At 64.7% G+C, this 13685-nt stretch carries 6 protein-coding genes and 3 rRNA genes; 6 read left to right on the top strand and 3 right to left on the bottom strand.

Going from position 1 to position 13685, the window contains the following annotated elements; genetic code table 11:
• The first annotated feature begins 131 nt into the window (after positions 1–131).
• Positions 132–1991, top strand: a complete 1860-nt coding sequence (locus tag OG490_RS17545; RefSeq protein WP_330297239.1) for an ATP-binding SpoIIE family protein phosphatase — start codon at positions 132–134, stop codon at positions 1989–1991.
• A gap of 83 nt (positions 1992–2074) precedes the next feature.
• Here OG490_RS17545 and OG490_RS17540 read toward each other — a convergent pair whose 3' ends face one another.
• On the bottom strand, positions 2075–3364 hold the full coding sequence (locus tag OG490_RS17540) for an MFS transporter (RefSeq protein WP_330300964.1): 1290 nt from the start codon (positions 3362–3364) through the stop codon (positions 2075–2077).
• A gap of 122 nt (positions 3365–3486) precedes the next feature.
• On the opposite strand from OG490_RS17540, the gene OG490_RS17535 reads away from it, so the two are divergent.
• From OG490_RS17535 to rrf, 4 genes are all read left to right on the top strand, one after another.
• Positions 3487–4023: a MarR family winged helix-turn-helix transcriptional regulator gene (locus OG490_RS17535; protein ID WP_330297238.1), complete on the top strand. Its 537-nt coding sequence runs from the start codon at positions 3487–3489 to the stop codon at positions 4021–4023.
• Between the two features lie 663 nt (positions 4024–4686).
• Positions 4687–6211, top strand: a 16S ribosomal RNA gene (locus OG490_RS17530).
• A gap of 285 nt (positions 6212–6496) precedes the next feature.
• Positions 6497–9620, top strand: a 23S ribosomal RNA gene (locus OG490_RS17525).
• A gap of 74 nt (positions 9621–9694) precedes the next feature.
• Positions 9695–9812, top strand: a 5S ribosomal RNA gene (rrf, locus tag OG490_RS17520).
• The 16S, 23S and 5S rRNA genes sit together here, the layout of an rRNA operon.
• An 882-nt stretch (positions 9813–10694) precedes the next feature.
• Here the strand turns inward: rrf and OG490_RS39205 are convergent.
• Both OG490_RS39205 and OG490_RS17515 read right to left on the bottom strand, forming a co-directional pair.
• Positions 10695–10835 (bottom strand): transposase family protein, encoded by a 141-nt coding sequence (locus OG490_RS39205; RefSeq protein ID WP_443065958.1) that lies wholly within the window; start codon positions 10833–10835, stop codon positions 10695–10697.
• A gap of 433 nt (positions 10836–11268) precedes the next feature.
• Complete coding sequence (locus OG490_RS17515) at positions 11269–12201, bottom strand: class I SAM-dependent methyltransferase (protein ID WP_330297237.1); 933 nt, start codon at positions 12199–12201, stop codon at positions 11269–11271.
• A 246-nt stretch (positions 12202–12447) separates the two neighbouring features.
• Here OG490_RS17515 and OG490_RS17510 point away from each other — a divergent pair, with 246 nt between their 5' ends.
• Positions 12448–13245 carry a HEAT repeat domain-containing protein gene (locus tag OG490_RS17510; RefSeq protein ID WP_330297236.1) on the top strand — a complete coding sequence of 266 codons (798 nt, stop codon included), beginning with the start codon at positions 12448–12450 and terminating at the stop codon, positions 13243–13245.
• Positions 13246–13685 lie beyond the last annotated feature (440 nt).

Genomic DNA, 13685 nt, shown 5'->3' with positions numbered 1-13685 from the left:
GCAGTGCCTTCGGCCACACTGGACGTGTGACCATAGGTGGGCTCACACCTGCACAGAGTGACATCCGAATGCCACCCGATTGCCACCGAGTGACATAGCGACCACGAGCGACACCACGAGGCTGGAAAGCAGTGAACTTCACGCGCTGGAGCGCCCGGTTCCCCGGAACGCAGCGTCGCGCCGCCGCCCGGTCCGAACACGCCGCCGCCCAGGCCAAACGGGGCGAGGGTTCGGTCCCGGCCGCCCGCGGCGCCGCCGGCCATTGCGGGCTCGCGTCCGACGGCGGCCCCGCCGACCCCACCGTCCGCGGCACCGGTACGGGAACCACCGCCACGGGTGCGCAGCCGGGTACGGGCACCCCCGCCGGCCCCACCCCCTCGCTCGACGAGCTCTCCGTGCGGGACGTCCTCGGCCGCCTCCCCGCCCTCGTCGCCCTCGTGCACGGCCCCGAGCACCGCGTCGCCTACGTCAACGACGCCTACACCGCCGGGTTCGGCGCCCGCGCCCCCGGCGCCCCCGCGCACCTGGCCCTCCCCGAACTCGGCGAGCTCGGGCTGCTCCCGCTCCTCGACCAGGTCCAGCGCAGCGGGAAGCCCCGTACCGCCAAGAACCGCACCGCGCCGGGCGGCGGCAGCTCGTACACCGTCACCTGCACCCCGATCGAGTTCCCCAAGGCCGCTCCCGACGCCGAAGAAGGCACGGGCAGCCCCGCGGGCACGGCCGAGCGCACGGGCACCGGCACGGGCCACACCGCCGACCCGGACGACGACGCCGCCCACCACACCGGCGTCCTGATCCACCTCGCCGACGTCACCGACCACGCCGAGGCCGTCGAGCGGCTGCGCGCCAGCGAGCGCCGCCAGCGCGAGGCCGCCGTCACCCTCCAGCGCTCCCTCCTCCCGCAGGAGCTGGAACAGCCCGACGACCTGCGGGTCGCCGCGACCTACCAGCCCGGCGGCACCGAGGCCGCCGTCGGCGGCGACTGGTACGACGTCATCACCCTCGGCGCCGGCCGCACCGCCCTCGTCATCGGCGACGTCATGGGCCGGGGCGTCCGCGCCGCCGCCGTCATGGGCCAGCTCCGCACCGCCGTCCGCGCGTACGCCCGCCTCGACCTGCCGCCCCACGAGGTCCTCCAGCTCCTCGACGGCCTCGCCGCCGAGATCGACGCCAGCCAGATCGCCACCTGCGTCTACGCCGTCCACGACCCCAACGAAGGCCTCCTCGCCTACGCCTCCGCCGGCCACCTCCCGATCCTGGTCCGCGACGAGGACGGCACCGTCCGCCGCGCCGCCGACCCCACCGGCCCTCCGCTGGGCACCGGCGGCTGGCTGCACACCTCCGGCACCATCGCGCTCGGCCCCGGCTCCACCGCCGTCCTCTATACGGACGGCCTGGTCGAACGCCGCGGCGAGGACATCGACGAAGGCGTCGCCGCCCTGGAACGCGCCCTCTCCGGCGCCCAGGGCACCCCCGCCGTCATCTGCGACCGCCTGATGCGCGCCCTGGGGGTCGACGCCGACCACGACGACGACGTGGCCGTGATGGTCCTCCAGCAGCCCGCCCGCACCGGAGCCGACGCCGAGCTCTTCCACAACGCCGCCCTGGAGCTCCTCGGCGGCGTCGAGGCCGCCCCGCGCGCCCGCGCCTTCGCCCAGGGCGTCCTGGCCTCCTGGCGCTTCCCCGTGGAGCTCTGCGACCTCGGCGTCCTCGCCGCGAGCGAACTGGTCGCGAACTCCCTCCAGCACGGCACCCCGCCGATGCGCCTGCGCCTGCGCCGCACCGACCGCCGACTGATCATCGAAGTCACCGACGGCGACGACCACCTCCCGCGCCGCCGCCGCGCGGAGCCGGCCGACGAGACCGGCCGCGGCATCTCGATCGTCGCCACCATCGCCTCGTCCTGGGGCTCCCGCCGCACCCCGGGCGGCGGCAAGGCCGTCTGGTGCGAGTTCGCGCTCCCCGACAAGGACCGCGACAAGGACAAGTAGCCGGACACGACGAAGGCCCCGGTCACCGGACCGGGGCCTCCGCACGTACACCTGCACACCTACACGCCTCTACACCTCTACGCCTACACCTGCGCGGGCACGGGCTCCGAGGCCTTCACCGGTTCCACCGACCCGGCCACGACCGTGCTCGGGGCCAGCGACGGGTTGTCCTGCACCGGCGTCAGCTGCTTGCCGAGCCGCAGCGCCAGCCCGGCGATGCCGAGCGAGACCAGGACGAAGACGCCGATGTAGAGCATCGGCAGACCCGCGGCCAGCGGCACACCGAGCGGTCCGAGCGCCAGAGCCATCTGCTTGACCAGCGCGAAGGCCGAGTTGTACTGGCCCACGGAGCCCTCCGGCGCCAGGTCGGCCACCAGCGGCGCCAAGGTCGGCGACAGCATGGCCTCGCCGATGCCGAAGAGCGCGTACGTGGTCACGAACGCGGCGGCGGCCATGACCGTGCTGCCGTGTCCCAGACCGGAGAAGGCGGCGATGATCCACGCGCCGGTCCAGATCAGACCGACGAGCGCGATCACCCGGGACCGACGGTGGTTCTCGACCAGCCGCAGCACGACGAACTGGGCGAGCACGATCGCGCCGGTGTTGGCGGCGAGCGCGAAACCGAGGGTGGAGGGCGAGATCCCGGCGGCCTCGGTACCGAAGGCGGCGAGACCCGACTCGAACTGCCCGTAACAGGCGAAGAACAGAACAAAACCGAGGATGCAGAACTGCACCATCGCCTTGTGCTCCATCAGCCGCTTCCAGCCGCCGCCCCGCTGGGCGGCGTCCTTGGCCAGCGCGGGGCTGATCGCAGGCACCTGCGGCATCCGCACGGAGGCGATGACCCCGGCCAGCACCAGGAACATCACGGCCTCGATGCCGAAGAGCAGGGTGAAGCTGCCGGGCCGGCTCTCGTCGACGATGAGACCGCCGATGAGACCGCCGATGCCCAGACCCAGGTTCTGCATGAAGAACTGGAGGGCGAAGGCGCGGGTCCGGGTGGACGGGGTGGAGCAGCGGACGATCATCGTGGCCAGCGCGGGCTGCATGACGGCCTGGCCGGCGCCCAGGGCGAGCGCGGAGAGCAGGATCGCGACCACGCCGGTGGAGAGGCCGAGCGACAGCGCACCGAACGAGGCGACGAGGGCCGCACCGATGACGACGGGGACCGGACCGCGCCGGTCGATCACCCGCCCGGTGAAGGGCAGCGCGAGGAGCGCACCGAGGGCGAACGCCATGAACGTCCCGGTCGCCCACATGGGGTCCAGCTCTCGCACCTTCGCCGCGTAGACGTACAGGAACGGAACCGTGAAGCCGATACCGAACGCGGTCAACGCGTTCCCGGCCTGGATCCTCCGCATCGCAGCGCCCATCACCCTGGTCACTTCTCACCACCTTGATTGCTGAAGCCTCAAGACTTCATCCCTAAAGTTCGATCCTTAACTCTACACATCGAAGGAGTTAGACGCCAACGGGCTCGTGCGATACTTCGGCCATGGGTGATACCCCCGACGGCACTGCGCCCGTCCACGAGCCGAGCCTCGACGAACAGATCGCCGTCTATCAGCGCGAGTTCCAGGACCTCGACCCCCAGGTGGAGAAGGTCGTATCGGCCCTGAGCCGCCTGAACCGACGGATGAACGTCGCCTACGGACGCCAGACCGCGGCCCTGGGCATCAGCAACGCGGAGTGGGAGGTCCTCAAGGCCCTGGTCCTCTCCGGAGCCCCGTACCGGATGGGCCCGAGCGAGCTCGCGAAGCAGCTGGGACTCACGCCGGCGGCGATGACCCACCGGATCGACCGCATGACGGCCGAAGCCCTGGTCACGCGCGAGCGCGACGAGAACAACCGCGTACGGGTGATCGTGGAGCTCACGGCGGAGGGCCGCAGCAAGTGGCTGGACGCCATGCGCGCGGCCACGGTCTTCGAGGAGGACCTCCTCCAGGACCTCTCCACCGCGGAGCGCGGGCAGCTGGGCGACATGCTCACCCGCCTCCTGGACCGCGTAGAGGCCCTGCAGTCCCCGAGCTGAACAAGGAAGGGGGGCCGAGCCAGCAGGCTCGGCCCCCCTTCCTTGTTCAGCCCTGCTCGGCCCGGAACGGCCCGGAGCGACGAGGGTTGACAGGGAGTTGCCGTCGGGTTGACACGGACCCCACGGATCCGTAAGGTTCTTCGAGTTGCCTCTGAGCCGAAAGGTTTTGGAGACAGCGAATCCCGCCGCCTCGTTGCGGCACCCAACTCTGCAAGATCTCCCACCGGGAACGCATTCGGCATGCCCGAATTCATTTCCGAAGGCCGATTATGAATCGCCTGGGAAATCCACTAGAGTTCTGGGAGTCGGAAGGGCCCAACAGCCCGGAAGACAAACCCCGCTGACTGGGAGTCAGGCCCGAAAGAGTCTGATAGAGTCGGAGACACAAGAACGAAGGAAGCGCCCGGAGGAAAGCCCGAGAGGGTGAGTACAAAGGAAGCGTCCGTTCCTTGAGAACTCAACAGCGTGCCAAAAATCAACGCCAAAAAGTTGATACCCCGTCCACCTCGGTGGATGAGGTTCCTTTGAAAAAAGACCTGTGAGGTCGCGGTTCTGCCGTGGTGCTTGCAGGCAATTACACAGCGAGGACGCAGTGGACGGTCGGTCTTATTCCGACATGACTGTCCCGCTCTAAGTGCGTGTGCACCCGATTACGGGTAAACATTCATGGAGAGTTTGATCCTGGCTCAGGACGAACGCTGGCGGCGTGCTTAACACATGCAAGTCGAACGATGAAGCCCTTCGGGGTGGATTAGTGGCGAACGGGTGAGTAACACGTGGGCAATCTGCCCTTCACTCTGGGACAAGCCCTGGAAACGGGGTCTAATACCGGATAACACTCCTGCCTGCATGGGCGGGGGTTAAAAGCTCCGGCGGTGAAGGATGAGCCCGCGGCCTATCAGCTTGTTGGTGGGGTAATGGCCCACCAAGGCGACGACGGGTAGCCGGCCTGAGAGGGCGACCGGCCACACTGGGACTGAGACACGGCCCAGACTCCTACGGGAGGCAGCAGTGGGGAATATTGCACAATGGGCGAAAGCCTGATGCAGCGACGCCGCGTGAGGGATGACGGCCTTCGGGTTGTAAACCTCTTTCAGCAGGGAAGAAGCGAAAGTGACGGTACCTGCAGAAGAAGCGCCGGCTAACTACGTGCCAGCAGCCGCGGTAATACGTAGGGCGCAAGCGTTGTCCGGAATTATTGGGCGTAAAGAGCTCGTAGGCGGCTTGTCACGTCGGATGTGAAAGCCCGAGGCTTAACCTCGGGTCTGCATTCGATACGGGCTAGCTAGAGTGTGGTAGGGGAGATCGGAATTCCTGGTGTAGCGGTGAAATGCGCAGATATCAGGAGGAACACCGGTGGCGAAGGCGGATCTCTGGGCCATTACTGACGCTGAGGAGCGAAAGCGTGGGGAGCGAACAGGATTAGATACCCTGGTAGTCCACGCCGTAAACGTTGGGAACTAGGTGTTGGCGACATTCCACGTCGTCGGTGCCGCAGCTAACGCATTAAGTTCCCCGCCTGGGGAGTACGGCCGCAAGGCTAAAACTCAAAGGAATTGACGGGGGCCCGCACAAGCAGCGGAGCATGTGGCTTAATTCGACGCAACGCGAAGAACCTTACCAAGGCTTGACATATACCGGAAAGCATTAGAGATAGTGCCCCCCTTGTGGTCGGTATACAGGTGGTGCATGGCTGTCGTCAGCTCGTGTCGTGAGATGTTGGGTTAAGTCCCGCAACGAGCGCAACCCTTGTCCTGTGTTGCCAGCATGCCCTTCGGGGTGATGGGGACTCACAGGAGACCGCCGGGGTCAACTCGGAGGAAGGTGGGGACGACGTCAAGTCATCATGCCCCTTATGTCTTGGGCTGCACACGTGCTACAATGGCCGGTACAATGAGCTGCGATACCGTGAGGTGGAGCGAATCTCAAAAAGCCGGTCTCAGTTCGGATTGGGGTCTGCAACTCGACCCCATGAAGTCGGAGTTGCTAGTAATCGCAGATCAGCATTGCTGCGGTGAATACGTTCCCGGGCCTTGTACACACCGCCCGTCACGTCACGAAAGTCGGTAACACCCGAAGCCGGTGGCCCAACCCGTAAGGGAGGGAGCTGTCGAAGGTGGGACTGGCGATTGGGACGAAGTCGTAACAAGGTAGCCGTACCGGAAGGTGCGGCTGGATCACCTCCTTTCTAAGGAGCACAGTACCGATTGCAGACAAACGTTCTGCACGGTCAGCTCAGGGTGGAACGTTGATTAGTTGGCACGGTTTCCAAAACCTTCTGTGAGTACTGCTTCGGCGTGGAAAACGGTTTGAGTGGCGGAGATCGTGCTTGGCACGTTGTTGGGTATCTGAGGGTACGGCCGTATGGTCATGCCTTCTGCGATGCCGGCCCCAGTGAACTTCATCCTTTGGATGAGGGTGATGGGTGGCTGGTCGTTGCTTGAGAACTACACAGTGGACGCGAGCATCTGTAGGCCAAGTTTTTAAGGGCGCACGGTGGATGCCTTGGCACCAGGAACCGATGAAGGACGTGAGAGGCCGCGATAGGCCCCGGGGAGCTGCCAACTGAGCTTTGATCCGGGGGTGTCCGAATGGGGAAACCCGGCAGTCGTCATGGGCTGTCACCCACTGCTGAACACATAGGCAGTGTGGAGGGAACGCGGGGAAGTGAAACATCTCAGTACCCGCAGGAAGAGAAAACAACCGTGATTCCGGGAGTAGTGGCGAGCGAAACCGGAACAGGCCAAACCGTATGCGTGTGATACCCGGCAGGGGTTGCGCATGCGGGGTTGTGGGAATTCTTTTGATCGGTCTGCCGGCCGGTCGGCGAGTCAGAAACCGTTGATGTAGTCGAAGGACATGCGAAAGGTCCGGCGTAGAGGGTAAGACCCCCGTAGACGAAACATCAGCGGCTTGCTTAAGAATCTCCCAAGTAGCACGGGGCCCGAGAAATCCCGTGTGAATCTGGCGGGACCACCCGCTAAGCCTAAATATTCCCTGGTGACCGATAGCGGATAGTACCGTGAGGGAATGGTGAAAAGTACCGCGGGAGCGGAGTGAAATAGTACCTGAAACCGTGTGCCTACAAGCCGTGGGAGCGTCGCCGTTATTCTTCGGAATAACGGTCGTGACTGCGTGCCTTTTGAAGAATGAGCCTGCGAGTTAGCGGTGTGTAGCGAGGTTAACCCGTGTGGGGAAGCCGTAGCGAAAGCGAGTCCGAATAGGGCGATTGAGTTGCACGCTCTAGACCCGAAGCGGAGTGATCTAGCCATGGGCAGGTTGAAGCGGAGGTAAGACTTCGTGGAGGACCGAACCCACCAGGGTTGAAAACCTGGGGGATGACCTGTGGTTAGGGGTGAAAGGCCAATCAAACTCCGTGATAGCTGGTTCTCCCCGAAATGCATTTAGGTGCAGCGTCACGTGTTTCTTGCCGGAGGTAGAGCACTGGATAGGCGATGGGCCCTACCGGGTTACTGACCTTAGCCAAACTCCGAATGCCGGTAAGTGAGAGCGTGGCAGTGAGACTGTGGGGGATAAGCTCCATGGTCGAGAGGGAAACAGCCCAGAGCATCGACTAAGGCCCCTAAGCGTACGCTAAGTGGGAAAGGATGTGGAGTCGCAGAGACAACCAGGAGGTTGGCTTAGAAGCAGCCACCCTTGAAAGAGTGCGTAATAGCTCACTGGTCAAGTGATTCCGCGCCGACAATGTAGCGGGGCTCAAGCGTACCGCCGAAGTCGTGTCATTGCAGCAATAGGGCCAACGCCCGCTGTGATGGGTAGGGGAGCGTCGTGTGCCGGGTGAAGCAGCAGCGGAAGCTAGTTGTGGACGGTTCACGAGTGAGAATGCAGGCATGAGTAGCGATACACACGTGAGAAACGTGTGCGCCGATTGACTAAGGGTTCCTGGGTCAAGCTGATCTGCCCAGGGTAAGTCGGGACCTAAGGCGAGGCCGACAGGCGTAGTCGATGGACAACCGGTTGATATTCCGGTACCCGCTTTGAAACGCCCAATATCGAATCAGGCGATGCTAAGTCCGTGAAGCCGTTCCGGACCCTTCGGGGAAAGGAAAGTGGTGGAGCCGACGAACCAGACTTGTAGTAGGTAAGCGATGGGGTGACGCAGGAAGGTAGTCCAGCCCGGGCGGTGGTAGTCCCGGGGTAAGGGTGTAGGCCGAGGGGTAGGCAAATCCGTCCCTCATATAAGGCTGAGACCTGATGCCGAGCCGATTGTGGTGAAGTGGATGATCCTATGCTGTCGAGAAAAGCCTCTAGCGAGTTTCATGGCGGCCCGTACCCTAAACCGACTCAGGTGGTCAGGTAGAGAATACCGAGGCGTTCGGGTGAACTATGGTTAAGGAACTCGGCAAAATGCCCCCGTAACTTCGGGAGAAGGGGGGCCAGTCCTGGTGATCGGATTTACTCCGTGAGCTGGGGGTGGCCGCAGAGACCAGCGAGAAGCGACTGTTTACTAAAAACACAGGTCCGTGCGAAGCCGTAAGGCGATGTATACGGACTGACGCCTGCCCGGTGCTGGAACGTTAAGGGGACCGGTTAGTCACATTTCGGTGTGGCGAAGCTGAGAACTTAAGCGCCAGTAAACGGCGGTGGTAACTATAACCATCCTAAGGTAGCGAAATTCCTTGTCGGGTAAGTTCCGACCTGCACGAATGGCGTAACGACTTCTCGACTGTCTCAACCATAGGCCCGGTGAAATTGCACTACGAGTAAAGATGCTCGTTTCGCGCAGCAGGACGGAAAGACCCCGGGACCTTTACTATAGTTTGATATTGGTGTTCGGTTCGGCTTGTGTAGGATAGGTGGGAGACTTTGAAGCTGTGACGCCAGTCATGGTGGAGTCGCCGTTGAAATACCACTCTGGTCGTGCTGGATGTCTAACCTCGGTCCGTGATCCGGATCAGGGACAGTGTCTGATGGGTAGTTTAACTGGGGCGGTTGCCTCCCAAAAAGTAACGGAGGCGCCCAAAGGTTCCCTCAGCCTGGTTGGCAATCAGGTGTTGAGTGTAAGTGCACAAGGGAGCTTGACTGTGAGACCGACGGGTCGAGCAGGGACGAAAGTCGGGACTAGTGATCCGGCGGTGGCTTGTGGAAGCGCCGTCGCTCAACGGATAAAAGGTACCCCGGGGATAACAGGCTGATCTTCCCCAAGAGTCCATATCGACGGGATGGTTTGGCACCTCGATGTCGGCTCGTCGCATCCTGGGGCTGGAGTCGGTCCCAAGGGTTGGGCTGTTCGCCCATTAAAGCGGTACGCGAGCTGGGTTTAGAACGTCGTGAGACAGTTCGGTCCCTATCCGCTGTGCGCGTAGGAATATTGAGAAGGGCTGTCCCTAGTACGAGAGGACCGGGACGGACGAACCTCTGGTGTGCCAGTTGTCCTGCCAAGGGCATGGCTGGTTGGCTACGTTCGGGAGGGATAACCGCTGAAAGCATCTAAGCGGGAAGCCTGCTTCAAGATGAGTATTCCCACCTCCTTGAGAGGGTAAGGCTCCCAGTAGACGACTGGGTTGATAGGCCAGATGTGGAAGCCCGGTAACGGGTGGAGCTGACTGGTACTAATAGGCCGAGGGCTTGTCCTCAGTTGCTCGCGTCCACTGTGTTAGTTCTGAAGTAACGAACTGTGTTCATATCCGGTTGGTTAACTTCATAGTGTTTCGGTGGTCATAGCGTTAGGGAAACGCCCGGTTTACATTCCGAACCCGGAAGCTAAGCCTTTCAGCGCCGATGGTACTGCAGGGGGGACCCTGTGGGAGAGTAGGACGCCGCCGAACAATCATTGTTGAGAAGCCCCGTACCAGGGAACTGGTACGGGGCTTTTCTGCGTTTACAGACCATCACGCCCCGCGGATCATACGGTCGCAGAATGCACTGGCTTCGGAGGGGCTGCAAGACGACTCGGAACCCATCGGTCGACGCGCCGAGCTGAGAGGCCACTGTGATGCCCATATATCCGTAGCGGAGTCCGACCCAGCGCGACGGGGGTTCCTGGAAGGGTTCCCGGAAGGATTCGGGCTTGTCGAGGACGCGGTCTGAGTCGGCCTTCAGGAGCCGGTGACCTTCCAACTGGGTGAGCATGCGGGCGAACGAGCGCACTTGTGCGGCCAGGGCATGGAGTTCGGGGCACGCGGCCAGGACAGCCTTTAGGTCGATCCGATCTAGTTCCTGCAGCGCTTCGAGGTGGGTGAGGATCCATCGGGTGATGGTGCGGGCCGTCGGCGGCCGCGGACCGATGGGCTGAGGACTGCCCCGCAGCACGGAGCGGATGTAGTTGCGGACGCTGGCGTAGCCGTGCGAGTAGCCCTGCTCCTTGAGCTCCTCCCGCAGCTGCCAGGTGTTGGCGCAGCCGTCCTGCCGGCGCTGATGGAGGTAGGGCTTGTAGGAGTCGAGTGCGGTCCGGCGGTTTTGCCACTGTCCGGTGAACAGGCCCCAGGTGTGGCCGCGCCGGCGAAACGTAGGACCGTGCGAACCGGTGTCCCGTAGGCCATGGCTGCGACGGGAAAACGGGCATTGTTTCTGGCTCGTCCGGCTCCGCCGGCTGGACCGGTGCGGGCCGCAGGCAGCCACGGTGCCGTAGATCCGTCCCCTGCGCTGGGCATACTCATCGACGCCGACCACGCGGGGCGCCGCTGCCTCAGGGTCCGGCAGCGAGGTGATCAGCCGCAGGAGAACCGACGGACCCTCAAGGACAACACCACATGCTGGCCGGCGGTCGGAAGAGCACGAGGAAACCGCAGGTACGAACCATGGACTCGCGCTGACCACCGTCCGCAGCTCGGACAGGACGCCCCGCCCATCGTCGACCGGGCCTCCACGTGGACACCGGCATCCGCCGTCTCGACCGCCACCACGTGGACGCCCTGAACCGATGCGAGCAGCACCTCTTCGAGCGTTGTCCGTACTTCGTTCACGCCGAAGCACTATTGGCCAGCCCCCGCTTACCGCAGGCGATTTCCGCGAGGAACCTGCCCCGACCCAGCAGACCAGCGTCACCTGCCTCCACAGTGAACTGGGCGCCGACAACGCGCCCGGCACCCACCAGCTGGTCCGCGCCCACGTCGCCGCCCTCCATGGGGCTCCGGCCTGAAGGAGGTCCTGACCCGCTGCCCCGAACCGGACCAGGCCGCCGGACATGTTCGCAACTTCGGCCGCATCGCGGTCAGGGCCAGTGGTCGCTGCTTGCCTCCGGGGGAGCCGGCGGGCTCGGTTGCCCCGGAGGGGGCACGGGTCCTACAGCCAGCGGCGGGCAGTGCGGGTGAGGACCGGGGGAAGGAGATCCTTGGCCAGGCGGCGGATCAGCGGGCTCCGCCGGGGCGGAGTCGGCCGCGACGGTACTGCCGCGGGGACGGGAGCCGTCTTCTGGGCCCGGCCGGGGGCCGCCGCCTGGTGGCGGGAGCGGGGGTGCGGCGGGGGGACGGCCTTTCGGCCGGTGATCCGGATCAGGGGTGCGCCGGCCACCTCTTCGACCCCGTGCCACAGATCTTCGCGGCCGGCCAGGAACATGGCCAGCTCCGTGCGCAGCGGTTCGGGGTCGTCCCACGTCGCGTACATCTTGTGCTGGGTGATGCACAGGACGTGCAGCCGCCGCGCGTCCACGGCTCCCCAGACGGCCGCCGCGACGCCCGGGCAGTGCTCCGCCCTGAAGTCGTCGAAGACGACGACCGCTCCGGGGGCGGCCAGCAGCCGCGAGGTCTCCACGTCGGTGCGCACGTGCGCGTACAGGTGCGAGGCGTCCACGTGAACGAAGCGACAGGAGGCGGGTCGGACGCGATCGGGGAGGATCGCAGTCACCGCCTGGATCACCGTGGGCAACTCGTCGTGGAAGGCCCGGTAGTTGGCCTCGAACGCCCGGCGCGTCAGGGTGGAGTACGAGCGCTGCATCTCGCCGTCGTTGCTGTCGTCCTCAGCCGGGGAGTCGAAGAGGTCGCAGACCGTGAACTCCTCTCCCTCCTTGAGGTATCCGCCGACGAAGATGGCGCTCTTGCCCAGGTAGGCGCCGAGCTCCAGGAGGTCACCACCGCCTGCCGGATCGGCGTTCTGCCGGCTCAGGAACCAGTCGAAGAGGATCTGGTCGGCCGGCCAGAACCATCCCTTCACCTCGTCCAGACGCGTGGGCACGGGCAGGTTCGTGGATTCCTCGGACTGCACAAGCGGTTCGGTCATGGAGTGGACATCCCCGGGGCGAGGTGGATCGGACTGTCCGGCGAGGATGCGGGTTCCAGATGACTGCACGGCGAACGGCCGTCAGCCGTACAGCGGCACGCGGACGCACGCTGTCGGTACACCGCCGGTAGGAGCCCGGCGACTCTTCCCGGACGAGCTCCCCACCCCCTCGCCGGCGACCGAGTACGGCGGGGAGCACATCGTTATTGAGGCGCGGGTACGGGGTTCGGGCGCCAGGATGTTCGGATGAGCACGGTGGTGGAGCTGGTGGGGCAGGCGCGGGTTGCCTTCGCGGCGGGGGACTGGAGTGGGTACCGGGCCCTGATGTGGCGGGCCGGCGGGGAGGGGGCGCGGGCGCTGCAGGTGGGGCTGGGGCTGATCCGGTCCGGTGATCCGGTCGAGCGGGAGTTGGGTTGCCGCCTGCTGGGTGATGCGAGTGACCAGAACGATGAGTGCCGCGCCGAGACGGCGGGCGCGCTAGTCGCTCTCGCTGAGCGGGAGGGGGAAGCGGAGGTCCTGGCGGCCTTGGCGCGTGCGGTGGAGAGGACCTACGACCCGCGGGCCGTTCCCGTGCTCGTGGTTCTCGCCGGGCATCCTGACGCCGAGGTCCGTCGACAGGTGGCCTGTTCGTTCCCCGGGGTTCTCACCGGCTCGCCGGACGGACCGGATGTGGATGCGCTCATCACGTTGACCCGCGACCAGGACCCCGAGGTCCGGAACTGGGCGACCTTCACCTTGGGGTCCCAGTCCGAGGCGGACGGGCCCGCGATTCGTGACGCGCTCCGGGAGAGGACCACCGATGGGAACGCGGATGTCCGCGAGGAGGGAATCCACGGCCTGGCCCGGCGGCGCGATCCGCGCGCGATCCCGCTGATGGTGGAGCTGCTCGGGAATCCCGAGGGGGCACGCGTACTCACGTTCGGCGCGGCGGAGGCCATGGGTGCCCCCGAACTGCTGCCGGCCCTGTTGGAGTACGAGCCCGAGGGGATCGGGGTGGCTGCCGCGGTGGAGGCCTGTGACCCCGCCAGGCGGGCCGCGCCGTAACGGGAGCCCGGGAGAGTAGCGGGTGCTGGGCCGTCCTGTCGCGTCGATTTGGACGGTGCCGGGGGTGTCATGTAGAGTCAAACGGTTGCCTGGAACTGGACAAGTTCGGCAGCCGGCCCCCAAAGAAGCAATTCAGAGTGGGCACCCTCGACTCCTCATCCAGGAATCTGAAGCCGGGAAATCCGGTGGAAAACTTCTGATAGAGTCGGTCTCGCCGGAAAGGGAAACGCGAAAGCGAAGAACTGGAAAGCGAATCCCGCTGACTGGGAATCGGACACGAAAGAGTCTGATAGAGTCGGAGACACAAGAACGAAGGAAGCGCCCGGAGGAAAGCCCGAGAGGGTGAGTACAAAGGAAGCGTCCGTTCCTTGAGAACTCAACAGCGTGCCAAAAATCAACGCCAAAAAGTTGATACCCCGTCCACCTCGGTGGATGAGGTT

Origin of the sequence: Streptomyces sp. NBC_00503 (assembly GCF_036346895.1) — a bacterium.
Classification (GTDB): Bacteria; Actinomycetota; Actinomycetes; order Streptomycetales; family Streptomycetaceae; genus Streptomyces.
The sequence above is the reverse complement of the archived record's forward strand: the minus strand, read 5'-3'. Positions and strand labels throughout refer to the sequence as shown.

What these genes read in the sequence shown, in the direction of transcription:
- OG490_RS17540 (WP_330300964.1), bottom strand. Translation starts at nt 3,364, where the DNA reads ATGGGCGCTGCGATGCGGAGGATCCAGGCCGGGAACGCGTTGACCGCG.
- OG490_RS17535 (WP_330297238.1), top strand. Translation starts at nt 3,487, where the DNA reads ATGGGTGATACCCCCGACGGCACTGCGCCCGTCCACGAGCCGAGCCTC.
- OG490_RS39205 (WP_443065958.1), bottom strand. Translation starts at nt 10,835, where the DNA reads ATGGGCGGGGCGTCCTGTCCGAGCTGCGGACGGTGGTCAGCGCGAGTC.
- OG490_RS17515 (WP_330297237.1), bottom strand. Translation starts at nt 12,201, where the DNA reads ATGACCGAACCGCTTGTGCAGTCCGAGGAATCCACGAACCTGCCCGTG.
- OG490_RS17510 (WP_330297236.1), top strand. Translation starts at nt 12,448, where the DNA reads ATGAGCACGGTGGTGGAGCTGGTGGGGCAGGCGCGGGTTGCCTTCGCG.